The following is a 25,284-nucleotide window of genomic DNA, read 5'->3' as shown; positions in this document are numbered from 1 at the left end:
GACATGTGTGGCATCGCGGGCACGTACCGATGGCCGGACGGGAAGGCCGTGACCGACCGGCTCACCGATACCCTCGCCCACCGCGGTCCGGACGGGGCGGGCCGGTACAGCCATCCCGCCGGTGACGGCGAAGTGCACCTCGGGCACCGCCGGCTGGCCATCATCGACCTGTCCGGGACCGGCGCCCAGCCGATGGTCTCGGGCGGCCTCGCCCTGACGTACAACGGCGAGCTGTACAACGCGCCCGAGCTGCGTGCCGAACTGGCCGCCGCCGGGGTGCGCTTCCGCGGCACCTCCGACACCGAGGTGCTGCTGGAGGCCTGGCGGCGCTGGGGCACGGACTGCCTGCCCCGGCTGCGCGGCATGTTCGCGTTCGGGATCTTCGACGAGCGGACCGGTGAACTGGTCCTCGCCCGGGACCAGTTGGGCATCAAGCCGCTGTTCCTGCTCCGGCGCGGCGAGGGCCTGGTGTTCGCCTCCGAGCTCAAGGCGCTCGCCGCCACCGGCGGGTCGCTGGAGGTGGACCATGCGGCGCTGGTGGCCTCGCTCCTCTACTACTGGGTGCCGGACTCGCGGTGCGCGTTCCGCGAGGCGGAGAAGCTGCCGCCGGGGAGCTGGCTCCGGTGCCGGCCCGACGGCCGGGTGGAGCGCGGCCGGTACTGGCACCTGAAGGACGTCGCCGCCGAGGGGCGGGACCGGGCCCGCGGCGGCGAACGGCCGGACCTGGCCGCCGTCGTCGAGGAGTCGACCCGGCGTCACCTGCTCTCCGACGTACCCGTGGCGACCTTCCTCTCCGGCGGTCTCGACTCCAGCTACCTGACCGCGCTGGCGGCCCGCGACCGGCCCGGGATCTCCGCTTACACGATCGGGTTCCGCGCCGAGGACGCCAGGTTCGAGGCGATGCCGGACGACCTCCGCTACGCCCGGCAGGTGGCCGGGCGGTTCGGTGTCGACCTGCACGAGATCGAGATCGCTCCGGACGTGCTCGATCTGCTGCCGCGGATGACGTACCACCTGGACGAGCCGATCGGCGACCCCGCCGCGATCAACACGTTCCTGATCTGCGAGGCCGCCCGGGAGGCCGGGGTCAAGGTGATGCTCTCGGGGATGGGCGCCGACGAACTGTTCGCCGGTTACCGCAAGCACCTGGCCAACCTGCTCGCGCTGCGCTACCAGCGCGTCCCGCGGCCCCTGCGGCGCGGCCTGTCCGCGGCCGTGGACCGGCTGCCGGTCGCCACGGCCCGCCGGGGGTACCGGTCGGTGCGGTTCGCGAAGCGGTTCCTCTCCTTCGCCGATCTGCCGGAGGAGACCGCGTTCCGGCGCAGCTACACCATGTACGACCGGGACGAACTGCTCGCCCTGGTCGATCCGGACCTGGCCGGGACCGTCGAGGACGTGCTGACCGAGCACGCGGACATCTACCAGGACAACGACCTCGACGACTTCGTCAACCGCATGTGCCTGGGCGACGCCCGGATGTTCCTGCCGGGCCTGAACCTCGCCTACACGGACCGGTCGAGCATGGCCGCGTCGACCGAGGTGCGGGTGCCGTACGTGGACGTCGAGGTGGTCAAGGCGGCGTTCGCGGTGCCCGGCGATCGCAAGATCGTCGGACGGCAGGGCAAGGCCGTCCTCAAGGAGGCGGCCGCCTCGGTCCTGCCCCGGGAGATCGTGTACCGGCCCAAGGGCCTGTTCAGCGCCCCGCTGCGGGCCTGGATGAGCCGGGACCTGGCACCGCTGGTGCGCGAGGTGGTGCACGACGGCGTGCTCGTCAACTCCGGGCTCCTGCGCCGTGACGCGCTCGCGCGCATGGTCGCCGAGGACGCCGCCGGGCAGCGGGACTTCTCCAAACATCTGTGGCATGTGCTGACCCTCGAGTACTGGTATCGCGGCGCGACCTCCGGGTCCGGCCGGAACGCTCACTGACGGCGTGGAAACAAGGGGACTTCGGGTGAAACAGGTTGTGCAGAACTACAAGAGCGGCGAGCTGGCGGTGCTCGACGTGCCGGTACCGGGGTGCAAGCCGGGCGGGGTGCTGGTCCGCAGCGCCTACTCGCTGATATCCACCGGGACCGAGCTGATGAAGGTGTCCGAGGCCGGCATGTCGATGCTGGGCAAGGCCCGTTCCCGGCCGGACCAGGTGGCCAAGGTCATGCAGAGCGTGGCCACCAACGGGGTGCCCGCCACCTACCGCAAGGTGATGGGCAAGCTGGACTCGTACACGCCGCTGGGCTATTCGCTGTGCGGGGTGGTCGAGCAGGTCGGCACCGGGACCGACGATGTGAAGGTCGGCGACCTCGTGGCCTGCGCCGGCAACGAGCACGCGCTGCACGCCGAGCTGAACTGGGTGCCGAAGAACCTCTACGCCCGGGTTCCGGACGGCCTCGCGGCGCGGCACGCGGCCTTCGGCACCGTCGGGTCGATCGCGATGCAGGGCGTCCGCCGCGGCGAGCCGCAACTCGGCGACGTGGCGCTGGTCATCGGCCTCGGGCTGATCGGGCAGCTGGTGGTGCAGCTGCTGGCCGCCTCGGGGGTCCGCGTCGTCGGGGCCGACCCCGACCCGGTGCGCTGCGAGCTCGCCGAGCGCCTGGGCGCCGCGGCCTGCGGCGATCCCGGGTCCGCGGCCGTGGAGGCCGCCGTCGCCGAGCTCACCGGCGGTCACGGCGTGGACCAGGTGTATCTGGCCGCCGGCGGCGGCAGCAACCAGCCCGTCGAGCTGGCCGCCCGCTTGAGCCGGGACCGCGGCCGGGTCGTCGACATCGGCAAGTGCCGCCTGGACCTGCCGTGGAACGCGTACTACGAGAAGGAGCTCGACGTCCGGTTCTCCCGCAGTTACGGCCCCGGGCGCTACGACCCGGAGTACGAGATCGAGGGGCGGGACTACCCGATCGGCCACGTTCGCTGGACCGAGCGCCGCAACCTGGCGTGCTTCCTCGATCTCCTCGCCCGCGGCCGCGTCGACGTGGAGCCCCTGGTCTCCCACATCGCCGACTTCGACGACGCCGTCGAGACGTACCGGCGCCTGGAGGGCGGCGAACTGAAGGCCGTGGCCGTGCTGTTCCGGTACCCCGGGCACGCGGTGGAAGCCGAGGCCCCGGTGGTCACGGTGCCCACGGTGAACGTACGGCGGAGTCCGGCCCGGTCCGCCAAGGGGCCGGTGCGGCTGGCGTTCGTCGGCGCGGGAAACTACGCGACGTCGATGCTGCTGCCGCACCTGGCGCAGCGCCACGGCGTCGAGTTGTCCGCGGTCGTCACCACGACGGCGCTGTCCGCGGCCAACGCGAAGCGGAAGTTCGGCTTCGCCGGGGCGACCACCGATCTCGACGCCGTGCTCGGCGACCCGGCCGTCGACGCGGTGTTCGTGGTCACCCGCCACAGCTCGCACGCCGAACTGACCCGGAGGGCGCTGCTGGCCGGCAAGGCGGTGTTCGTGGAGAAGCCCCTGGCGCTCACCGAGGACGAGCTGGCCGGTGTGCTCTCGGCGGTGGAGGAGTCCGGCAACGACCGGCTGCAGGTGGGCTTCAACCGCCGGTTCGCACCGCTGCTGCGGGAGGCCAGGAAGCGGTTCGGCGCCCGGACCGGCCCGGCGAGCCTCCGCTACCTGGTCAACGCGGGCCGGCTGGCGCACGGCAGCTGGTATCTCCAGCAGGGCACCGAGGGCTCGCGGTTCGCCGGTGAGGGCGGGCACTTCATCGACACGGCGAGCTGGCTGCTCGGGGCCGACCCGGTATCGGTGTACGCGGTCGCCACGTCCGGCAACGAGGATCTGCAGGCCGTGCTGCGCTACCCGGACGGGTCCACCGCCACCATCAGCTACGTCACCACCGGCGCGTCCGGCTTCCCCAAGGAGACGCTGGACCTGGTCGCGGACGGCAAGGTGCTGAGGCTCGACGACTTCGTCCGTGCCTCGGTGTTCGCGGACGGAGGGGCCGGCCGCGGGCGGTGGGTCAGCTCGCGGCTGCCCAAGGCCCGGGACAAGGGCCAGAACGCCGAACTGGCCGCGTTCGTCAAGGCCGTGCGGACCGGCGGGCCGATGCCGGTGCCGCTGGAGTCGCTGGTCGCCACCACGGCGGCCACCCTCGCCGTGCGGGCCGGCCTGGCCGGCGGTGCGCCGGTGACCTTGGCGAGGGCGCGATGACCATGGACGCGGGCTGGTACCTGCGGCGGTTGTCCCGGATGGGACCGCGGGAGGTCGGCGGCCGGGCGGGCGACGCGGTGCGCAGACGGCGGTGGCGGTCGGCGCCGCCGGACTGCCCGAGCGTGACCGGCGCCCGGTTCACCGCGGTGCTGCCCGCCGGGACGATCGCCGCGATACCCCCGGACGCCGTGAAACGTCTCCTCGCCGAGGCGGACCGGCTGATGTACGGGCACGCCGAGTATTTCGGGGTGGTCCGCGACGACCTGGCCGACCCGGACTGGTGGCGCGACCCGAAGACCGGGCGCCGGGCTCCGTGGGGCTACGCCTTCGACCTGCCGTACCGGAACGAGGACGCGGTCGGGGACATCAAGCAGATCTGGGAGCTGTCCCGGCATCAGTACCTCACCGTGCTCGCCGCCGCCTACGCGGTCACCGGGGACGAGCGGTACGCCGAGCGCGTGGCCGGGCACCTGCGGTCGTGGTGGGCGGCCAACGCGCCGCTGCGCGGCGTGCATTGGATCAGCGGCATCGAGCTGGGGATCCGGCTGCTGTCCTGGGTGTGGATCCGCCGGCTGCTCGACGGCTGGCCGGGCGCGGCCGGGCTGTTCGAGGGCAACCCGGTGGCGCGGAACCAGATCTGGCACCACCAGCGCTGGCTGGCCGCCTTCCCCAGCCGGGGGTCCTCGGCGAACAACCACGTCATCGCCGAGGCCGCCGGGCAGTTCGCCGCGGCCTGCGCGTTCGGGTGGTTCCCCTCCTCGGCGCGCTGGCGGTCCGGCGCGCTGCGCTCGCTGGAGCGGCATTTGCGCGGCAACACCTTCCCCTCCGGCCTCAACCGCGAGCTGGCCACCGAGTACCACGGACTCGTCCTGGAGCTCGGCCTGGCCGCGCTGGCCGAGGCGGATGCCGCCGCCGTGCCGGTCCCCGCGTCGATCCGGCCGGTGCTGCTGCGGATGACCGACGCGCTCGCGGCCGTCGTGGACGGCCGGCTGCGGCCGCCGCGGCAGGGGGACGCGGACGACGGGCACGGTCTGGTCGTGGACGGCGCGGGCACCGACCGCTGGGCCTCGCTGCTGGCCACCGGGGACGCCGTGTTCGGCCGGCTCGCCTGGTGGCCGGCGGTGACCGGCGCCGATGTGCGCACCCCGCTGCTGGCCGCGCTCATCCGGCCGTACCCGAAGAAGAGAACCGCACCGGCCGTGGGCCGCCCGGCGAGCCGGCCGGGCCACTTCGCCGACGCGGGCATGACCATCCTGCGCGCTCCGGAAGGGACGGGAGAGATCTGGTGCCGCTGCGACGGCGGTCCGCACGGGTTCCTGTCCATCGCCGCGCACGCCCACGCGGACGCGCTGTCCGTGGAGGTCCGGCACGACGGGGTCGACGTGCTCGCCGACCCGGGGACGTTCTGCTACCACGGGCAGCCCGAGTGGCGGCGGTACTTCCGGTCGACCCTCGGCCACAACTCCCTGCAACTGGACGGCGGCGACCAGTCCGTCTCCGGCGGCCCGTTCCTGTGGACCCGGCACGCCCGCAGCCGCGTCCTGGTCGCGGACACATCCGGCGCCTCCTACGGCGGGACGGCACGCTGGAGCGCCGAGCACTACGGTTACCAGCGCTCCGTGCACCGCCGCTGCGTGGAACTGACCGCCGCGAGCCGGGAGTTGCGGGTGGTCGACGAGGTGCGCGGCCCGAGCCGGTCCGTACGCCTGGCGTTCCACCTCGGCCCGGCGATCGCCGCGGACCTGGTGGGGAACCGGGCGGTGCTCGCCTGGACCCGGGACGGCGAGGACCGCTCCGCGGTGCTCGACCTGCCTGCCCAACTGTGCTGGCGGGCGCATCGCGGCGAGACGGACCCGCCGCTGGGCTGGTACTCCGCCGGCTTCGGGCGCAAGGAACCCTCCACCACGCTGGTCGGCACCGGCTTCGCCGACGGCGCGGAGGGGTTCACCACCGTACTCAGGTTCCGCGGCTAGGGGGACACGTGGGGATCAAGTGGCGGCACTGGGCGGTGCCGACGGCACCGCTGGCGCTGGTCCTGCTGGCGGCGACCGGCTGTACGAGCACGTCCGGCGCCCCGGCGGAGCCGGCCGGTACGCCCTCCGCGTCCGGGGTGCCCTCCACGTCCGTGGCCCGGGTGTGCGCCAAGCCCGCGGCCGGGCCGGAGAAGGCGCCGGCGGGCGCGGTGACGGTCGACCCTGCTGTGGTCGGCGACCTGGCCGCGAAGACCAAGAGCAGCCCCCCGAAGACCACGTTCTGGCTTCGGCCGGGCACGCACAGGCTCGAACCGGACCGCTACGCCCAGGTCATCCCCAAGGAGGGGGACAGCTTTCTCGGTGCGCCGGGCGCGGTGCTCGACGGCCGGAAGACCAACCAGTACGCGTTCGGCGGCACCGCCCGCGACGTCACCGTCCAGTACCTGACCGTGCAGGGTTTCGTCGCGCCGCAGAACGAGGGCGTGGTCAACCACGACTCGGCCGACGGGTGGGTGATCGAGCACGCGACGGTCCAGAACAACTCCGGTGCCGGGCTGATGGCCGGTGCCCGCCAGCGGGTCCGCGCCAGTTGTCTGCGCGGCAACGGACAGTACGGAATGAACGTGTACAAGGCAGGTGACCCCATCAGCGGCCTGGTGGTCGAGGGCAACGAGATCACGGCCAACAACACCGACGACTGGGAGCGACGGCAGCAGGGCTGCGGCTGCACCGGAGGCGTCAAGTTCTGGGCCGTCAACGGCGCCGACGTACGCGGCAACTGGGTGCACGACAACCGCGGAACCGGGTTGTGGGCGGACACCAACAACAACGATTTCCGCATCGAGGACAACGTGCTCGAGGCCAACGACGGTGCCGCGCTGATCTACGAGACCAGCTACAACGCGGTCATCCGGAACAACACGTTCCGACGGAACAACTGGGTCGAGGGCCGCAAGTACGCCGACCGCGGCGACGACTTCCCGTTCGCGACGATCTATCTGTCCGAGTCGGGCGGCGAACCACGGGTCCGGGCCCGCACGGACAAGATCGAGATCTACCGGAACGTGCTGGAGAACAACTGGTCCGGGATCACCCTGTGGGAGAACGCCGACCGGTTCTGCAACAGCCCGGCCAACACCTCGTCCGGTGACTGCACATTGCTGGTGAAGAGCACCGACCGCTGCGCACAGCCGACGATCGCCGCCGCGCCGCTCTACGCCGACTGCCGGTGGAAGACCCAGCGGGTGGACATCCACGACAACCGCTTCGTGCTGGACACGTCCGTCGTCAAGTGCACGGAGAAGTGCGACCGGATGGCGGTGCTGGCCAACTACGGCACCTATCCGGACTGGTCGCCGTACAAGGGCGAGCCGGTGGCCGAGGCGATCACCGGCAAGCAGCAGAACCGCTGGCACGACAACGTCTACCTCGGACCGTGGAAGTTCGTGGCCCACGACCCGAGCCGGGTGCTCGACTCCGGGCAGTGGCAGGGCACGCCGTACCAGCAGGACGCGGGCAGCACCTTCCGGCCGCAGGCCGGTGGTTGAGGTGGGCCGGGACCTGACGCGCGACGGGCCGCCGGGCGGACCGGACACCTCTGGCACGAACACTGCGGGCACACGGCCCGGCGCCGAGCCGCGCCATGCCGGCACGCCGAGGATCGTCGGCATGGTCTGGGGGCTGCTGGTCCTCGACACGCTCGGCTCCGCCGGGGCGAGGACCATCGTCCCGCTGCCCCGCTCCCTCATCCAGCTGGCCACCATGGGCGCGCTGGTCACCGCGTTCGCGCTGGCGCTCGCCCTCAATCTCCGGCTGCGCATCCGGGCCAGCGCCTTCCTGTTCCTGCTCACCCTGCTGCTGGTGACGAGCGTGATCTCCAGCGCGCACCTGGAGTCCGGGTTCGGCGCGCTGTTCCGCTGCACCCGGCTGGCTCTCTTCGTCGGCACGCTGTGGCTGCTCAGCCGCTGGTGGGACGGCGGCGAGACATTCGTCCGGTACCACATCCGGATGTACTTCGCGGTGCTCGCGTCGGTGGCCGCCGGCCTGCTCGTCTCACCGGGCGCAGCCATGCCCGATCTCTACGGCGGGCGGCTGGTCGGCGCGCTGTGGCCGCTCACCCCGCCGCAGATCGGCCAGTACGCCGCGGTGATCATCGGGCTCACCGTGCTGCTCGTCCTGGGCCGCCGGACCACCAGGGGCAGCGCGGCGGCGGTCATCGTGCCGTCGCTCGTCCTGCTCGCGCTGACCCATACCCGGACGGCCACGCTCGGCCTGTTCATCGGGCTGGCGTTGGCGATCGGCTCGCTCGTCCTGACCAGCGCCGCCGCCCGCCGGTTCTTCGCCTGGACCGTGCTGTGCGCCATCGTGGCCGCGGTGGGGCTGAGCTCCGTGCTGCAGGCGTGGTTCCTGCGCGGGCAGAGCCAGGAGAACTTCTCCAACCTCACCGGCCGGGCCAAGGTCTGGGACGCCCTGCTGGCAGCGCCCCGGTCGACCTCGGAGCAGTTGTTCGGCGTGGGCCTGGGCGACAAGTCGTTCGGCGGGCTGCCGATCGACAACAGCTGGCTGGCCGTCTACCACGAGCAGGGCCTGACCGGCGCCGCCATCGTGGCGGCGGTCATCATCGTGCTGGGCGGCGTCGCGTTGCTGCGGCCACCGTCGCTGTCGAGGGCCTGCGCGATCTTCCTGATCAGCTACTGCGCGATCGCGTCGTACACCGAGGCCGGGCTGGGCGACGCCTCGCCGTATCTGCTGCATCTGACCGTGGCCGCCTCGCTGTTGACGGCACCCGCCACGGCCGCTCCCCTGCCGGCGCCCGACGTCCCCCGGCGACGCGTACCGCGGTGGGCCCAGAGACCGGAGGTGACCTGAGCATGCATGTCCTCGTGGTGCACAACCGCTACTCCTCGGCGCAGCCGAGCGGGGAGAACAAGGTCGTCGACCAGGAGGTGGAGCTGCTGCGCGCGGCCGGCCACCGGGTCGGGGTGTTCGAGCGGCGCAGCGACGACATCGCCGCCCGGTCCCTGCCGGGCAAGGCCGCGGTGCCGCTGCTGGTGCCGTGGAACCCGGCGGTCCGCGCGGAGCTCGCCGCCCGGCTCCGTGCCGAACGGCCGGACGTGGTGCATGTCCACAACGTCTTCCCGCTCCTGTCGCCCGCGGTGCTGGCCGCCTGTGCCGACGCCGGTGTGCCCGCCGTCGCCACGCTGCACAACTACACCCAGGTCTGCCCGCCCGGCACGCTGCAGCGGGACGGCCGGCCGTGCGCCGAGTGCGTCGGGTCGGCGCCGCTGCCCGCCGTCCGGCACGGCTGCTACCGGGGCTCCCGGCTGGCGACGGTGCCGCTCGCGGTCAGCCTGTCGGTCAACCGGCGGCGCTGGTGGTCCGGCGTGGAGCGGTTCTTCTGCATCTCCGCGGCGCAGCGCGACGTCCTGGTGCGGGCCGGCATGCCGGCCGAGCGGCTGGCGGTGAAGCACAACTTCGTGCCGGATCCGGGCGGTTGCCGAACGGGCGGCGGCGAGCATCTGCTCTATCTCGGCAGGCTCGCGGAGGCCAAGGGTGTGCGGCTGCTCATGGCCGCGTGGGACGAGATCGCGGCGGGCGGCGGTGTGGGTGTGCCGCTCGTGATCGCCGGGGCGGGGCCGCTGGAGCGGGAGGTGACCGCCTGGGCGGCGGGCCGGGACGACGTGCGGTACGTCGGCCTGTACGACACGGCACGGTGCCGGCAGGCCGTCGCGCGGTCGGTCGCCGTGGTGGCTCCCTCGACGTGGCTGGAGGCGTTCGGCCTGGTGGTCGTGGAGGCGATGGCGGCGGGGGTCCCGGCCGTCGCCGCCGGTCACGGCGCCTTCGTCGAACTCGTCGAGGACGGGGTGACCGGGCTGCTGCACCGGCCGGGCGAGCCCGCCTCGCTCGCGTCCTGCCTGCGCCGGATCACGGCCGGGCCGGACCGCAACCGGGAGATGGGACAGGCGGCCCGGCGCCGTTACGAGCAGGGGTTCAGCCCGGCCGTCGGGCTCGAGCGCCTGGTGGAGGGATACCGCACCGCGATCGCGGGTCGGTCCGGCGGCGGGGACGGCCCGCCGCCGGCAGAAAACGGAAACGCTGGCTCGCGGCGGGGCACCCGCGCGGGCAGGGATGGGGGCAGTAGATGACACGATGCCGACTCTGCGGCTCGGCGGCGATGGGGAGCGTCGTCGATCTGGGGGCGACCCCGCCGTGCGAGAGCTTCCTCGCCGCGGACCAACTGGACCGGCCGGAACCGGCGTACCCGCTGCACCTGCGGGTCTGCACCGACTGCTGGCTCGCGCAGATCCCTCCGCTGATCACGCCGGAGGACACGTTCAAGGAGTACGCGTACTTCTCCTCCTACTCGACCTCCTGGGTGGAGCACGCGCGCACGTTCGTCGCCGACGCCGTACAGCGGCTGGGTCTCGGCCCCGACGCCTTCGTGGTCGAGGTCGCGAGCAACGACGGGTATCTGCTCCGGCACGTGGTGGACCGGGGGATCCGCTGCCTCGGCATCGAGCCGTCGGTGAACGTCGGTGCCGCGGCACGGGACGCGGGTGTGCCCACGCTCACGGAGTTCCTGTCCCCGGCCACCGGCTCGGCCGTCCGCGCCGAGCACGGCCCGGCGGACCTGGTCGTGGCCAACAACGTGTACGCGCACATCCCCGACGTGGTCGGGTTCACCCAGGGGCTGCGCGCCCTGGTCGCCGACGACGGCTGGGTCTCCATCGAGGTGCAGCACCTGCTGACCCTGATCGAGGAGAACCAGTACGACACGATCTACCACGAGCACTTCCAGTACTACACGGTCGCGTCCGCGATCCGGGCGCTGGCGAGCGGCGGACTGGCGCTCGTGGACGTCGAGTTGCTGCCCACGCACGGCGGCTCCATCCGGCTGTGGGCCCGGCCGGCCGAGGTGGCCGGCGAGCCGAGCATTGGGGTATCCCCTGCTCGAGCGGAGCCGAGAGCTTGGGGAAAGGTGGCCGAGGTGCTGGCCAGGGAGAAGGCCGCCGGGCTGCAGGAGCTGTCCGGGTACACCGAGTTCTCCGCCCGGGTGGCCAAGGTGCGCCGGGACCTCCTGAAGTTCCTTGTCGAGGCGGCCGAGCGCGGCGAGACGGTCGTCGGCTACGGCGCCCCGGGCAAGGGCAACACCCTGCTCAACCACTGCGGCATCCGGCCCGACCTGCTCGCGTACACGGTCGACCGCAACCCCTACAAGCACGGCAGGTTCACCCCGGGCACCCGCATCCCGATCCTGCCGCCCGAGCAGATCGGCATCGACAGACCTGACTACGTCCTCGTCCTCCCGTGGAACCTGCGGGCCGAGCTGGTCGAGCAACTGTCCTTCGTGCACGACTGGGGCGGCCGCCTTGTCTTTCCCATACCTGAATTGAGCATTGTCGAGGTCGAGCGATGAAGGTCGTCCTGTTCTGCGGCGGTTACGGGATGCGGATGCGCAGCGGGGCCTCCGACGACGTGCCCAAGCCGATGGCGATGGTCGGCCCGAGACCGCTGATCTGGCACGTCATGCGCTACTACGCGCACTTCGGGCACACGGAGTTCATCCTGTGCCTCGGGTACGGGGCTCATCACATCAAGGACTTCTTCCTCAACTACGAGGAGACGACGTCCAACGACTTCGTGCTGCGGGGCGGGCGGGCCGAGCTGCTGTCCACCGACATCTCCGACTGGACGATCACCTTCGCGCAGACCGGCGTCGAGTCGCCGATCGGGGAGCGGCTGCGCCGGGTGCGGCACCACCTGGACGGCGACGAGATGTTCCTCGCCAACTACGCCGACGTGCTCACCGACGCCCCGCTGCCGGAGATGATCGACCGGTTCGCCCGGCGTGACGCCGGGGCGTCGATGATGGTGGTGCCGCCGCAGTCCTCGTTCCACTGCGTGGAACTGGGCGAGAACGGCCTGGTCGGGGGCATCACGGCGGTGAGCGACATGCCGCTGTGGGAGAACGGCGGCTACTTCGTGCTCCGCCAGGAGGTCTTCGACCACATCCCGGAGAACGGGGACCTGGTCGCCGACGGATGCGCCCAACTGGCCAAGGAAGGACGGCTGGTGGCGCATCAGCACCGCGGCTTCTGGAAGCCGACCGACACCGTGAAGGAGCGGGCCGCGCTCGACGCCGCCTACGTTCGGGGCGACCGCCCGTGGGCCGTGTGGGAGCGGGACAGCGTGGGAGTGCGGGCGTGATCCGGCTCGGGGCCGGGCCCCTGGACCGGATCGTCGCGGTGGGCGCGCACTGCGACGACATCGCCATCGGCGCCGGCGGCACGCTGCTGACGATGTGCCTCGCGCGGCCGGGTATCCGCGTCGACGCGCTGGTGCTCTCCGGCGGTGGCGGCGAGCGGGAGCAGGAGGAGCGGGCCGCGCTCGCCGCCTTCTGCCCCGGCGCCGAACTGCGGCTGACCGTACTCAAGTTGCCGGACGGCCGGTTTCCCGCGCACTGGGAGGAGGCCAAGGCCGCGGTCGAGGAGCTGCGCGCGCGGACCGAGCCGGATCTGGTGCTCGCGCCGCGTACCGAGGACGCGCACCAGGATCACCGCGGCCTGGCGAAGCTGATGTCCACCGCGTTCCGCGACCACCTGACGCTCGGCTACGAGATCGTCAAGTGGGACGGCGATCTCGGCCGTCCGCCGGCGTACCAGCCGCTGTCGCCGGAGATCGCCGAACAAAAGGTGCGGCTGCTGCAGGAGCACTACCCCTCGCAGCGGCACCGGCCCTGGTACGACCGGGAGGCCTTCCTCGGCCTCGCACGGATCCGGGGCATCGAATGCCACGCGCGCTACGCCGAGGCGTTCGCCGTCACCAAACTCACGCTCGATCTGGGGGACTGAACTTTGCGCGTACTGCTGACCGGACACCAGGGCTACCTGGGCACCGTGATGGCCCCGGTACTGGCGGCCGCCGGGCACGAGGTCGTCGGCCTCGACGCCGGCCTGTTCGCGGACTGCGTGCTGGGCCCGACGCCCGCGGACCCGCAGGGGCACCGGGTGGACCTGCGCGACGTCACGGCCGACCACGTGGCCGGGGTGGACGCCGTGATCCACCTGGCCGCGCTCTCCAACGACCCGCTGGGATCACTGGCACCGGAACTCACCTACGACATCAACCACCATGCCTCCGTACGGCTGGCCCGGCTGGCCCGCGACGCCGGGGTGCGGCGCTTCCTGTACGCGTCGACCTGCTCCGTCTACGGCGCCGCCGGCGGCGCCGACCTGGTGACCGAGGACGCCCCGCTGCGCCCGGTGACACCGTACGCGGAGTCCAAGGTGCGGGTGGAGGACGACCTGCACGCGCTGGCCGACGGCGATTTCAGCCCGGTGTTCATGCGCAACGCCACCGCCTTCGGCTACTCGCCCCGGCTGCGCGCCGACATCGTGCTGAACAACCTGGTGGGCCACGCGCTCCTGTCCGGCGAGGTGCTGGTGCTCTCCGACGGCACCCCCTGGCGCCCGCTGGTGCACGCCGCCGACATCGCACGGGCCTTCGCGGCCGCGCTGACCGCGCCACGGGAAGCGGTGCACGACCGCGCGTTCAACATCGGCAGCGAGACCAACAACGTCACGGTCGCCGAGATCGCCGAGCAGGTCGCCGAGGCGGTGTCCGGCGCGAAGGTGGTGATCACCGGGGAGACCGGTGCCGATCCGCGGTCGTACCGGGTGGACTTCTCCCGGTTCCGCGCCGCGATCCCCGGCTTCGACTGCGAGTGGACGGTGCGGCAGGGCGCGCTCGAACTCGCCGACGCCTACCGGAAGTTCGGGCTGACCCGGGAGGACTTCGAGCGGCGCTTCACCCGGCTGGCCGTGCTGCGCGCGGCGTCCGACGCCGGCGCCGTCGACGACACCCTGCGGTGGCGCCGGTGACCTCGGTCGGCGAACAGATGCACGCGCTGGTGGAGCGGCTGTACCCGCTGTGCCGGAGCATCACCGGCGACGGTGTGCGCGCCACCCTGGAGATCGTCGGCGAGTACGTCCCGCTGCGGGTGCACGAGGTGCCGACCGGGACCCAGGTGCTCGACTGGACGGTGCCGCAGGAGTGGAACATCCGGGACGCGTACATCGCCGACACCGCCGGCAACCGGGTCGTCGACTTCGCCGCGTCCAGCCTGCACGTGCTCGGCTACAGCGTGCCGGTGTCGCGGACCATGCCGCTGTCCGAGCTGCGCGGACACCTGCACACCCTTCCCGACCACCCGAGTTGGGTGCCGTACCGCACCAGCTACTACCGGCCCGAATGGGGGTTCTGCCTGGCGCAGGAGACCTTGGACGCGCTGCCGGACGGCGACTACGAGGTGCGTATCGACTCCACGCTCGCGGACGGCCACCTCACCTACGCCGAGCACGTGGTCCCCGGCCGGGTCCCCGACGAGGTGATCGTCTCCTGCCACGTCTGCCACCCGTCGCTGGCCAACGACAACCTGGCGGGCATCGCGGTGGCGACGTTCCTGGCCCGCGCGCTGGCACGGGAAACGCCGTACTACACCTACCGGTTCCTCTACGCGCCCGGCACCATCGGGGCGATCACCTGGCTGGCCCGCAACGCGGAACGGATCGATCAGGTCAAGCACGGGCTCGTACTGGCCTGCGCGGGCGACTCGGGCCAACTGACGTACAAGCGGAGCAGGCGCGGCGACGCGGAGATCGACCGGGTGATGCGGCATGTGCTGACCGCCTCCGAACGCCCGCACCACGTCGTCGAGTTCACTCCGTACGGCTACGACGAGCGGCAGTTCTGCTCGCCCGGGTTCGATCTCGGCGTGGGCTCGCTCAGCCGGACCCCGTACGCCGGCTACCCCGAGTACCACACCTCGGCGGACAACCCGGGCTTCGTCTCCCCGGAGGCGATGGCGGACACCCTCGCCGTCTGCCGCGAGGCGTTCGCCGTCCTCGACCGCAACCGGCGGTACGTCAACCTCAGCCCCTACGGCGAACCCCAGCTGGGCCGCCGCGGGTTGTACGAATCGCTCGGCGGCCGCAGCGACGCGAAGCAGGCCCAGATGGCCATGCTCTGGGTGCTCAGCCTCTCCGACGGCGAGCACGGCCTGCTGGACGTCGCCGAGCGGTCCGGCCTGCCGTTCGACACCGTCGCCGGCGCGGCCGACGCCCTGCGGGGCGCCGGGCTGATCAAGGCATGACGCCGATGACCACCGAGGGGGCGACGGCACCGGCGGACCCGCCCGGAGCGGCCCGGCGGACCGCCAAGCGGGGTGCCGTCGGACGGCTGTCCTGGGGGCTGGCCGACCAGGCGGTCTCCAGCATGATCAACTTCGCGGTGGGCATCTACGTCGCCCGCGAGTTGGGAGTGCACGCGTTCGGCGTGTTCAGCCTGGCCTGGCTGACCTACGGCGTCGTGCTCAACGTCGCCCGCGGGCTGGCCACCGACCCGCTCATGGTGCGCTTCAGCGGCGTGCCGGAGGCGACCTGGCGCGTGGCGGCGGCCCGGTCGTCGGGCGCCGCGCTCGCCGTCGGCACCACCTTCGGCGCGGTCTGCCTGCTGGTCGGCCTCGGCCTCGGCGGCGACGTGGGGCCCGCGTTCGCCTGCCTCGGCGTCGCCCTGCCGGTGCTGCTGCTCCAGGACTCCCGGCGGTTCGCGTTCTTCGCCGCCGGCACCGGGCGGAAGGCATTCGCCAACGACCTCGTGCAGGGCGTCGCACTCGTCCCGGCCATGGTGGTGGCGGCCAGGGTGGGCACCGTGGCCGCGTTCCTGCTGGCCTGGGGCGCCGCCGCCGCGGCGGCCGCCGGATACGGCTTCCTCCAGTCCGGCATCCGGCCCCGGGTGACCCAGGCCCGCGGGTGGCTCCGCGAGCAGCGCGACCTCGGCTCCCGGTACCTGGTCGAGAACGTCAGCCTCAGCGGCGCCGGCCAGCTGCGGGCGTACGGGCTCGGCGCGATCGCCGGGGTCGGCGCGGTGGGTGCGGTCCGGGGCGCCGAGCTCCTGCTCGGCCCGTTCCTCGCGCTGCTGATGGGGCTGTCGCTGGTCACCGTGGCGGAGGCGGCACGGGTGCTGAAACAGTCACCGCGACGGCTCGGCCGGTTCTGCCTCCTGCTGGGCGGCGGACAGGCCGCCGCCGCACTGCTGTGGGGCTCGGCGCTGCTGCTGATGCCGGACCGGGCCGGCGAGCTCGTCCTCGGCGACGTCTGGCACTCCGCCTCGCGGCTCATCCTGCCTGCCACGCTCGGCGTCGCGGGCGCCGGCCTGGGCAGCGGCGCGGCGGCCGGGCTGCGCGCGCTCGCCGCGGCCCGGCGCAGCCTGCGCTGCCAGTTGTTCGCCTCCGCCTGCTACCTCGGCGGCGGGATCGGCGGTGCGGCCGCCGCCGGCACGGTCGGCTCGGCCTGGGGAGTCGCCGCCGCGACCGCCTGCGGCTCGGCCGTGTGGTGGCTGCAACTGCGGTCCGCCCTGCGCGAGCGCGACCACCACCCCCTTCCCGAAGTGAGGACCTCATGACCACCCGACCCAGGCTGAGCATCGGCCTGCCCGTCTACAACGGCGAGGAGTATCTGGCCGAATCGCTCGACGCCCTGCTCGGCCAGACCTACGAGGACTTCGAGCTGGTCGTCTCCGACAACGCCTCGACCGACGGGACCCGGGACATCTGCCGCCGGTACGCGGAAAAGGACTCGCGTGTCCGGTACCTCCGGCTGCCCCGGAACATCGGCGCCGCGCCGAACCACAACCACGTGTTCACCGAATGCCGCGGCGAGCTGTTCAAGTGGGCCTCGCACGACGACCTGTACGCCCGGGACCTGTTACGGCGCTGTGTGGAGGCGCTGGACGAACGGCCGGACGTGATCCTCGCGCACTCCGGCCAGGCGGTCGTCGACGGCGACGGCCGGGTGAAGGTCCCGTACGAGTACGGGCTCGCCACCGACTCGCCGCACGCGCCGGAGCGCTTCCGCAGTTTCCTGTTCGAGCCCGGTGGCGACGACTTCTACGGGGTGATGCGGGCCGACGTGCTGCGGCGCGTGAAGCCGCACGACAGCTACCACCACGCGGACCGCACGTTCGTCGCCGAGATCGTCCTGAACGGGCCCTTCCATCAGGTGCCGGAGCTGCTGTACTTCCGCCGCGACCACCCCACCCGCGCCGAGCGGGCGAACCCCGACAAGCGCTCCCGGTGCGTCAACCTGGACCCGCGCCGGGCGGGCCCGCTGCACCCGACGCCCCGGCTGCTCGCCGAGTACGTCTGGGGCTTCGTCTCGGCGGTCCGGCGGGCGCCGTTGTCCGCGGCCGACCGGCGCGCGTGCTTCCGTCACCTGGCCGAGTGGATGGCCAGCCGGGTCCGGCCGGGCGCCGGCGAGCGGGTCGAGGACCGCGCGCCCGTCGACCCGGGCCGGCCCGGCGTCTCCGTCGACGATCTGGTGGCCGGCCGTGAGGGGCGGAAGGCATGAGGAGTCCGGTGCGCGTCGGGGTGTTCGGCCTGCTCGGCTCCGGCAACCTCGGCAACGACGGGTCGCTGGAGGCCGTGCTCCGCTATCTCCGCGCCGAGCACCCGGAGGCGGTCGTGGACGCGCTGTGCGGCGGACCCGAGGCCGTCGCGGCCCGGTACGGAATCCCCGCGACGCGGCTGCACTGGTACCGCGGGGAGTACCGGACCGCGTCGCGTGCGGGCGCGGTCGCGGCGAAGGGACTGGGCAAGCTCGTCGACGCCGCCCGCACCGCCGCCTGGGTGCGCCGGCACGACGTGGTGATCGTGCCGGGCATGGGCGTCCTGGAGGCCACGCTGCCGCTGCGGCCGTGGGGCTTCCCGTACGCGCTGTTCCTGCTCTGCGCGACCGGCCGGCTGTTCGGCACCCCGGTCGCGCTGGTCGGCGTCGGCGCCGCCGCGATCGGCAACCGGCCGACCCGGACCCTGGTGCGCTGGTCGGCGCGGCTGGCCGCGTACCGCTCCTACCGGGACGCCCTGTCCCGCGACGCGATGCGGGCGATGGGCGTGGACACCGCGCGCGACGAGGTCTACCCGGACCTCGCGTTCGCCCTGCCGACGCCGCCGCCTGACCCCTCGGGCCAGGTCTGCGTCGGCGTCATGGACTTCCACGGCGGCGACGACGACCGCGCCCGTGCCGAGGAGATCCACCGGCGCTATCTCGACGGGACGACCCGCTTCGTCCGTGCGCTGGTCGAGGACGGCAGGCCGGTCCGGCTGGTCACCGGCGACGAGTGCGACGCGCCGGTGGTCGCCGCGATCCTCGACGCGGTGGACTCGCCGCTGGTCACCGCGGCCGAGGCGGCCTCGCTGGCCGACCTCATGAAGGAGATGGCGGCCGCCGGCACCGTGGTGGCGACCCGGTACCACAACCTGGTCTGCGCGCTGAAGGTCGGCACGCCGACGCTCGCCCTCAGCTACGCGGCGAAGAGCGACGCGCTGATGGCTCAGATGGGTCTTGCCGCGTACTGCCACCCGGCCCGCGAGGTCGACGCCGACCGGCTGCTCGAACAGTTCCGGGCGCTGGAACAGCGATCGGCGGAGCTGCGGCGGACCCTCACCGAGCGGAACCTGATCGCCGACCGGCAACTTCAGCACCAGTTCACCGCCTTGACCACGGCCTTCTTCCCGGCGGCCGACGACGCCAACGCCCACGTACCGCAGGAGACTTCATGAAAGCGACCGCAGTCCCGGAGATCTCCGGCGCGTACCTGTTCGAGCCGACGCCGCACGCCGACGAGCGCGGCTTCTTCTGCCGCACCTTCGACGCCGACGTGGTCCGCTCGGTGGGCCTCGACCCGGATGCCTTCGTCCAGGACAGCGTGTCCCGCTCGGTCCGGGGCGTGCTGCGCGGCCTGCACCTGCGCTCCGGCGCCGGCGAGGCCAAGCTGGTGCGGTGCTCGTACGGACGGATCTTCGACGTCGTCGTCGACCTGCGGCCGGACTCGCCGACGTACCGCAATGCGGCCACCTTCGAGCTGTCCGACGACACGCAGACGACCCTGTACATCCCCGCGGGATGCGCGCACGGCTTCCAGGCCCTGACCGGGACGGCCGACACCTCGTACCGCATCGACCGCCCGCACGATCCGGCCGAGGACGTGACCATCGCCTTCGACGACCCCCAGCTCGCCATCCCCTGGCCGCTGCCGGTCACCTCGATGTCCCGGCGGGACCGGGAGGCGCCGAGCCTCGCCGAGGCCCTGAAGCAGAAGGAGAGCTGAAGTCACCGTGGACACCGAAGAGTTCCTCCTTCCCCGGTCGCGGACGGCGAACGAGCGGCTGCACGCCCTGATCCCCGGCGGCGCGCACACCTACGCCAAAGGCGACGACCAGTACCCCGAGAACCTGGCCCCCGTCATCAGCCACGGGCACGGTGCCCACGTGTGGGACGTCGACGGCAACCGCTACATCGAGTACGGCTCCGGCCTCCGCTCGGTCAGCCTCGGCCACGCCCACCCCCGCGTGATCGAGGCCGTACGCCGGGAACTCGACCGCGGCAGCAACTTCGTCCGGCCGTCCATCGTGGAGGTCGAGGCCGCGGAACGTTTCCTGGCCACGGTGCCGACCGCCGAGATGGTGAAGTTCGCGAAGAACGGCTCCGACGTCACCACCGCCGCGGTGCGGCTCGCCCGCGCCGCCACCGGGCGCCCGCGGGTGGCCATCTGCGGCGACCATCCGTTCTTCTCCGTCGACGACTGGTTCATCGGCACCACGCCGATGTCCGCCGGCATCCCGGCGGCGACCACCGAGCTCACCGTGGCGTTCCCGTACGGGGACTTGGCCGCCACGGAGGAACTGCTCACCCGGTACCGGGACGAAGTCGCCTGCCTGATCCTCGAACCCGCCGGCCACACCGAGCCGGCGCCCGGGTACCTCGCCGGCCTGCGCGAACTGGCCGACCAGCACGGCTGCGTACTGATCTTCGACGAGATGATCACCGGCTTCCGCTGGTCCGAGGCGGGCGCCCAGGGCCTGTACGGCGTCGTCCCCGACCTCTCCACGTTCGGCAAGGCGCTGGGCAACGGGTTCGCCGTCTCCGCGCTGGCCGGACGTCGCGACCTGATGGAGCGGGGCGGACTGCGGCACTCCGGCGACCGGGTGTTCCTGCTGTCCACCACGCACGGTGCGGAGACGCACTCGCTGGCCGCCGCGATGGCCGTGCAGACCGCCTACGTCGAGGAGGGCGTCACCGCGCGGCTGCACGCCCTCGGCGAGCGGTTGGCCGCCGGTGTCCGCGAGGCCGCGGCCGGCATGGGTGTCGGCGACCACCTCGTCGTCCGGGGCCGGGCCAGCAACCTGGTCTTCGCCACCCTCGACGAGAACCGGCAGCCGTCGCAGCGGTACCGCACCCTGTTCCTGCGCCGGCTCCTCGCGGGCGGAGTGCTGGCCCCGTCGTTCGTGGTGAGCAGCGCGCTCGACGACGCCGACATCGACCGCACCGTCGACGTGGTGGCCCAGGCATGTGCGGTGTACCGGAAGGCACTTGACGCCGCCGACCCCACCCCCTGGCTGGCCGGACGACCGGTGAAGCCCGTATTCCGCCGCTTGGCGTGACGTGACGTCAGCGATGCTCCCGCCGACCGGCGTCGGCCACCCGGTCGACCAGCCACGCGGTCGCCGGCACCACCACCAGCGCGGTGCACCAGCCACCGAGGACGTCGGTCGGGTAGTGCGCGCTCAGGGCGACCTCCGCCCAGCCCATGGCGGCACCGGCCACCAGCGCCGCGGCGAGCACGAGTGACGTGCCGGCCGTCCTGCCGAGGCCGAGCCGGCCGGTCGCGAGCAGCGCCACCACGAGGGCGAGCGCGGTGGCGAAGGCGGTGTGCCCGCTCGGGTAGGACAGGTTGTCGGCGCCGTGGATGGTGCGTCCCACCAGGGGCTTGACCAGTGCCGTCGTCGCCACGGCGAGGCCGACGCCGACGACGGCGAGCACCGCCGCGCGAGGACGCCGAAGCAGCAGGCAGCCCGCAGCGGTGACCACGACCAGCGTCGCCGCCCCCATGGGCTCCCCCAAGAAGTCCATGGTCCGGGCGACGTACCGCCACGGTGGCCGCACGCTGTCCGCCGTCGGCCGGACGATCCACCTGTCCACCGTGCCGGGCTCGCCGTGGCCGGCGTACAGGACCCCGAGCGCGACGACCACCAGCCCGGCGAGGGCCGCGATCAGCCCGAGCCACACGCGCAGCGACGGGGGCAGCACCGCGGGCGCCGGCCGGCCGGTCACATGCCCACCGGGCGTCGTGGGATCACGCCGCCGCCCTGCCGCCGCCACGGGACCGCGAGAACTGCCGGGTCCGCTTCCGTCCAGGCGATCCAATGCGAGCCCCCCGTCGTGTCCGACCCACCGTCCAGCGGCCACAACTGCCCTGCGGACACCCGCTCCTGTCCTGTGCAGCCCCCGAACTCGCCGTCCTGGCCGTCGTCCTGGCCGAGGGCATCGGGATCAGCCTCTGCTCGTCACCCTAACCAACAATCCGGTCACGGCAAACAGCCGTCGGACAGTCATGAAGTGTTTCGGCGAGGTCAGATCCGGTCGGCGGCGATCAGCAGGTACTGGAAGCTGCCGTTCTTGTAGGCGGTCATGAACGTTTCCTCGATGCCGGTGGCCAGGGAGGACTTGGCGCGCAGCTCCCAATAGGGAAGGGTCGCCGCGGTGAGGTCCACCACGCCGATCGGCACGAGCCGGTTGTTGGTCATCTCCTTGAAGTAGGCGGAGCGGGGGTGGATATCGCAGATGTAGTGGGCATTGATCGTCGAGACCTCACGGGAGGGCAGCCCGTAGGTGTCGTTGTAGCAACCGGTGATGGTCACGTACCGGCCGCCGCGTGCGAGAAGGCGGGCGTATTCGGTGAACAGCGTCGACAGATCGACGTACATGGTGGACTCGTTGTTCCAGATGGCGCGGAACGAGCCGGTCTCGAAGCCGGTGTCGAGCATGTTCTTGAGGTGGAAGCGCACTTTGTCGTCCACACCGTGTTTCTCGGCCTGCGCGGTGGAGAAGGCCACCTGGGTCTCGGAGATGGAGATCCCGTCGACGTGGCAGTTGAACCGTTTGTTGGCGACGAGGCTGCCGCCGCCCCGGCCGCAGCCGGAATCCAGGAGCCGGTCGTCGGGGGCGACGGCGCCGAGGTGGTCGGCCAGGAAGTCGGCCTGGGCGCACTCCAGGCGGTGCAGTTCGGCGATGATGCGCTCGTCACGGGTGTCCCCGGAGCCCCGCAGGACCGACCAGTCGACATCGCCGATGCCGTAGTGGTGGTGGTAGAAGCCGTCGAGCTCGCCCAGGCGGAGATTGACAGGGTTCCTCTCGCGGTTCCAGTAGTCGGCCACCGACTGCTGGTAGGGGCTGATGGCCGGTGCTGCTTCCGTGGAGGCGCGAGGCGCGGTGATGGTCATGCGGCTGCCTTCTCTCACCAGTAGTTGGGCAGGGAGTAGCGGTGGGTGTTGGTGTGGTGCCATTCGTGGTTGCCGGCGACCCAGGCGGCCAGGCCGGTGGTGTAACGGGCCAGGAGCGGGTTCCCGGCGGCCAGGACGGAGGACTCGTCCTCGAAGGCGTGCATGATCTCGTTGTGGATCTCGACGGCCTTCAGGTAGGCGTTCCTCAGGCCGCGGCCCTCCTCGGCGGCGATCACCACAGGGAGGTTCAGGTGCTGCTCGTCGACGGCCATCTCCTTGGTGAAGGAGTACAGGTCGTTGACGAGCGTGGTGGCGTTGCAGGCCAGCGCGGTGACGCGCTGGACCTCGGGGCGGGAGTAGAGCGGCTCGGGCAGTTCGTAGCCGTCCACGGCGTCCACGATGGACAGGCAGGGGCGGAAGTTGTTGAACTGGCGCATCACCAGGTACTGCCACACCGGTGGGGTGGTGCGGGTCTGTGCCCAGGCGCCTTCGGCGAGATATCCCAGGTGCAGGCGGGCCATGTCGTGGATGAACCGGGTGACCTGGCTGGGGCTGGCGATGTCCCGGAAGGTGCGGATCGCGTCGGCGTAGGAGCGCAGCGAAGCGTCCGCGCCCAGCCCCTCGTGCCACTGCTGCTGGTAGCCGTCCGCGGTGTGCAGGGGGTCCAGGGCGCTCTGCGCGATGATGAGGCGGCCCCCCAGGCCGATGGGGGATCCGCCGTAGTCCTCGCAGTAGCAGTCGTCGACGACGTTCTCCGCGACCAGCAGTTTGCCCGCGGCGACGAGGCGCTCCAGGTCGGCCGCCGCCGGGTGCTGCAGGACGACCGCACGGCCGACCTGGAATCCGGCGAAGTCCCCCGCCCATTCAGGGGGAAACAGGGCGAGTTCATGGGCCCAGGCTTCAAGCCGCCGGTCCACCTCGGCGACCTTGGCCGGGTCGGCCGGCACGGCGGGCGGGCAGTACAGGCCCGGAACCGGGTCACCGGCGCGTGGCGGGGTCGCGGGGGCGGGGTCGGGGTCGGGGTCGGACGGGTCGTGGTCCGCGGGCGGGGGAAGGAGCGCTGTGGCCGCCGATGTGCCCAGGCCGGTCGGGCCGCCGGGCAGCCACACCGCCGCCTCCTTCACCGGGGTGGTGAGCCGCGCGGCCACCGGCTCCGGCGGCGAGGCGGGCGGATTCCGTTTCCCGGGACGCGCCGGGTCGGCGAGCAGGGCGCTCACCAGGCTCGCCATCTCGGGGGTGGTGGGGGCGGCGAGCGCCCGGGACAGCGACGACATCGTTTCAGCCCTCCTTCACCCGCCGGACGACCGGATGCTCAGTCACGCGGTCGTACCTCGACGTTCTCGAGGACGCCGATCGCGTCCGGGACGAGGACGGCCGCGGAGTAGTAGGTGCTGACGAGGTAGGAGATGATCGCCTTCTCGTCGATCCCCATGAACCGGACGTTGAGTCCGGGCTCGACCTCGTCGGGCAGACCGGTCTGGTGGAGACCGATGACGCCCTCGTTGTCCTCGCCGGTGCGCATGGCGATGATCGACGAGGTGTGCTGTTCCGAGATCGGGATCTTGCCGCACGGCAGGATGGGCACGCCGCGCCACGCGGGGATGTGGTGACCGTCGACGTCGGCGCTGCTGAGGGAGATGCCACGCTTGTTGCACTCCTTGCCGAAGGCGGCGATGGCCCGTGGGTGGGCGAAGATGTACCTGGTCCCACGGCGCATGCTCAGCAGGTCGTCGAGGTCGTCCGGGGTGGGCGGGCCGGAATGGGTGGGGATGCGCTGGTCGAAGTCGGCATTGTTGAGCAGCCCGAATTCGGGATTGTTGACCAGCTCCTTCTCCTGACGCTCGCGCAGCGCCTCGATGGTCAGCCGCAACTGCTGCTGCGTCTGGTTCATCGGCTGGTTGTAGAGGTCCGCGACCCGGCTGTGCACCTTCAGCACGGTCTGCGCCACACTCAACTCGTACTCGCGCGGATCGAGTTCGTAGTCCACGAACGTGGTCGGCAGCGTCGGTTCGCCCTCGTGGCCGGACAGGAACTCGATCGCGGCCTCACCGGCCTTGTTCGTCGGCCTCCGCGCATCGGCACTGAGCTGCTGGACGTGCGACCGCAGCGCCTCGTGCTGGCCGGCGACGGCCTTGTACGCGCTGTGCGGCAGCGCCAGCACCGTGGTCGCGGTCACCGCACGGGTCGTGAAGTCCCACTTTCCGTCCGCCCCCGCCAGCACACCGCCGCCGAAACTGTCGCCGTCCGACAGCCGGCCCACGATGGCCTCGCCCTCGTACTTCGCGGGCTGCACCTGTTCGACCTTGCCGTGCACGATCAGGAAGACGTGATCGGCCTTCCGGCCCTGCTGCACGATGACCTGACCGGGGTCGAACTCCTTTTGCACGAACTTGTCGGCCAGCGCCCCCAGCGCCGCTCTGTCGTCGAACCCCCGCAGCAACGGCAGTTCGGCCAGCTCCGCAGGGATGACACGGACCCTGGACCCGTTCTTCTCGAACGTCACCTTCCCGTCCCCGACCGTGAACGACAGGCGCCGGTTCACCCGGTAGGAGCCGCCGGGAACATCGACCCACGGCAGCTTCCGCAGCAGCCACCGCGAGCTGATCCCCTGCATCTGCGGTTCGGACTTGGTGGTGGTCGCGAGGTTCCGCGCCGCCGCGGTGCTGAGGCTGAGCTGCTCCTGTGCTTGTTCCTGCGCGTTCGCGGACTCTGACGGGCGTGTCTCGACAGCCATCGACTACCTCTCCCGATTCATGAGTTGACCCGCCTGACTCCGGCGGGACCGACTTCTCCCGAGACCAGGCGTAATCACGTTCCGCATCAATTCGTAGCGCATC

General features: G+C 72.1%; 20 protein-coding genes. 16 read left to right on the top strand and 4 right to left on the bottom strand.

The window, feature by feature from the left end; translation table 11 throughout:
* Positions 1 to 3: 3 nt before the first annotated feature.
* The 16 genes from asnB (at position 4) to ACWD4A_RS11615 (ending at position 20,608) form a co-directional block, all read left to right on the top strand.
* Positions 4 to 1,926: an asparagine synthase (glutamine-hydrolyzing) gene (gene asnB / locus ACWD4A_RS11690; RefSeq protein WP_451192507.1), complete on the top strand. Its 1,923-nt coding sequence runs from the start codon at positions 4 to 6 to the stop codon at positions 1,924 to 1,926.
* A gap of 25 nt (positions 1,927 to 1,951) precedes the next feature.
* A complete protein-coding gene (locus tag ACWD4A_RS11685; RefSeq protein WP_451192504.1) occupies positions 1,952 to 4,138 on the top strand; it encodes a bi-domain-containing oxidoreductase in 2,187 nt (728 codons plus the stop codon).
* Positions 4,135 to 6,111, top strand: a complete 1,977-nt coding sequence (locus ACWD4A_RS11680) for an alginate lyase family protein (protein ID WP_451192502.1) — start codon at positions 4,135 to 4,137, stop codon at positions 6,109 to 6,111. The genes ACWD4A_RS11685 and ACWD4A_RS11680 overlap by 4 nt, the downstream gene beginning before the upstream one ends.
* A gap of 8 nt (positions 6,112 to 6,119) precedes the next feature.
* Positions 6,120 to 7,658, top strand: a complete 1,539-nt coding sequence (locus tag ACWD4A_RS11675; protein WP_451192499.1) for a right-handed parallel beta-helix repeat-containing protein — start codon at positions 6,120 to 6,122, stop codon at positions 7,656 to 7,658.
* A 121-nt stretch (positions 7,659 to 7,779) separates the two neighbouring features.
* Complete coding sequence (locus ACWD4A_RS11670) at positions 7,780 to 8,979, top strand: O-antigen ligase domain-containing protein (RefSeq protein WP_451192497.1); 1,200 nt, start codon at positions 7,780 to 7,782, stop codon at positions 8,977 to 8,979.
* A gap of 2 nt (positions 8,980 to 8,981) precedes the next feature.
* Entirely contained in the window at positions 8,982 to 10,256 is a 1,275-nt protein-coding gene (locus ACWD4A_RS11665; RefSeq protein WP_451192494.1) for a glycosyltransferase, read from the top strand.
* Entirely contained in the window at positions 10,253 to 11,527 is a 1,275-nt protein-coding gene (locus ACWD4A_RS11660; protein ID WP_451192492.1) for a class I SAM-dependent methyltransferase, read from the top strand. Before ACWD4A_RS11665 ends, ACWD4A_RS11660 begins: the two co-directional genes overlap by 4 nt.
* Entirely contained in the window at positions 11,524 to 12,318 is a 795-nt protein-coding gene (locus ACWD4A_RS11655; protein ID WP_451192490.1) for a glucose-1-phosphate cytidylyltransferase, read from the top strand. The genes ACWD4A_RS11660 and ACWD4A_RS11655 overlap by 4 nt, the downstream gene beginning before the upstream one ends.
* Positions 12,315 to 12,962 carry a PIG-L deacetylase family protein gene (locus ACWD4A_RS11650; protein WP_451192488.1) on the top strand — a complete coding sequence of 216 codons (648 nt, stop codon included), beginning with the start codon at positions 12,315 to 12,317 and terminating at the stop codon, positions 12,960 to 12,962. Before ACWD4A_RS11655 ends, ACWD4A_RS11650 begins: the two co-directional genes overlap by 4 nt.
* A 3-nt stretch (positions 12,963 to 12,965) precedes the next feature.
* The gene (locus tag ACWD4A_RS11645) at positions 12,966 to 13,991 is read left to right on the top strand and encodes an NAD-dependent epimerase/dehydratase family protein (RefSeq protein WP_451192485.1); all 1,026 of its coding nucleotides are present in this window, start codon (positions 12,966 to 12,968) and stop codon (positions 13,989 to 13,991) included.
* Complete coding sequence (locus tag ACWD4A_RS11640; protein ID WP_451192481.1) at positions 13,979 to 15,262, top strand: DUF4910 domain-containing protein; 1,284 nt, start codon at positions 13,979 to 13,981, stop codon at positions 15,260 to 15,262. Before ACWD4A_RS11645 ends, ACWD4A_RS11640 begins: the two co-directional genes overlap by 13 nt.
* A gap of 5 nt (positions 15,263 to 15,267) precedes the next feature.
* Positions 15,268 to 16,572: a hypothetical protein gene (locus ACWD4A_RS11635; RefSeq protein ID WP_451192479.1), complete on the top strand. Its 1,305-nt coding sequence runs from the start codon at positions 15,268 to 15,270 to the stop codon at positions 16,570 to 16,572.
* Entirely contained in the window at positions 16,569 to 17,516 is a 948-nt protein-coding gene (locus tag ACWD4A_RS11630; protein WP_451192476.1) for a glycosyltransferase family 2 protein, read from the top strand. The genes ACWD4A_RS11635 and ACWD4A_RS11630 overlap by 4 nt, the downstream gene beginning before the upstream one ends.
* Complete coding sequence (locus tag ACWD4A_RS11625; protein ID WP_451192474.1) at positions 17,513 to 18,727, top strand: polysaccharide pyruvyl transferase family protein; 1,215 nt, start codon at positions 17,513 to 17,515, stop codon at positions 18,725 to 18,727. Before ACWD4A_RS11630 ends, ACWD4A_RS11625 begins: the two co-directional genes overlap by 4 nt.
* Positions 18,724 to 19,275 (top strand): dTDP-4-dehydrorhamnose 3,5-epimerase, encoded by a 552-nt coding sequence (gene rfbC, locus ACWD4A_RS11620; RefSeq protein WP_451192472.1) that lies wholly within the window; start codon positions 18,724 to 18,726, stop codon positions 19,273 to 19,275. Before ACWD4A_RS11625 ends, rfbC begins: the two co-directional genes overlap by 4 nt.
* Before the next feature lie 7 nt (positions 19,276 to 19,282).
* On the top strand, positions 19,283 to 20,608 hold the full coding sequence (locus ACWD4A_RS11615) for a glutamate-1-semialdehyde 2,1-aminomutase (protein WP_451192469.1): 1,326 nt from the start codon (positions 19,283 to 19,285) through the stop codon (positions 20,606 to 20,608).
* Positions 20,609 to 20,615: 7 nt separating this feature from the next.
* Here ACWD4A_RS11615 and ACWD4A_RS11610 read toward each other — a convergent pair whose 3' ends face one another.
* The 4 genes from ACWD4A_RS11610 to ACWD4A_RS11595 all read right to left on the bottom strand — a co-directional run bounded on the left by ACWD4A_RS11610 (position 20,616) and on the right by ACWD4A_RS11595 (position 25,181).
* Positions 20,616 to 21,278: a phosphatase PAP2 family protein gene (locus tag ACWD4A_RS11610; protein WP_451192466.1), complete on the bottom strand. Its 663-nt coding sequence runs from the start codon at positions 21,276 to 21,278 to the stop codon at positions 20,616 to 20,618.
* A 299-nt stretch (positions 21,279 to 21,577) separates the two neighbouring features.
* Positions 21,578 to 22,447, bottom strand: a complete 870-nt coding sequence (locus tag ACWD4A_RS11605; RefSeq protein ID WP_451192463.1) for a geranyl diphosphate 2-C-methyltransferase — start codon at positions 22,445 to 22,447, stop codon at positions 21,578 to 21,580.
* 14 nt (positions 22,448 to 22,461) lie between these two features.
* Positions 22,462 to 23,721: a family 2 encapsulin nanocompartment cargo protein terpene cyclase gene (locus ACWD4A_RS11600; RefSeq protein WP_451192460.1), complete on the bottom strand. Its 1,260-nt coding sequence runs from the start codon at positions 23,719 to 23,721 to the stop codon at positions 22,462 to 22,464.
* Positions 23,722 to 23,759: 38 nt separating this feature from the next.
* A complete protein-coding gene (locus ACWD4A_RS11595; protein WP_451192457.1) occupies positions 23,760 to 25,181 on the bottom strand; it encodes a family 2B encapsulin nanocompartment shell protein in 1,422 nt (473 codons plus the stop codon).
* Positions 25,182 to 25,284 lie beyond the last annotated feature (103 nt).

It is taken from the genome of Streptomyces sp. NPDC002537 (genome assembly GCF_053594975.1).
Note: the sequence above shows the minus strand (reverse complement) of the source record. Positions and strands in the feature narration are given on the sequence as shown.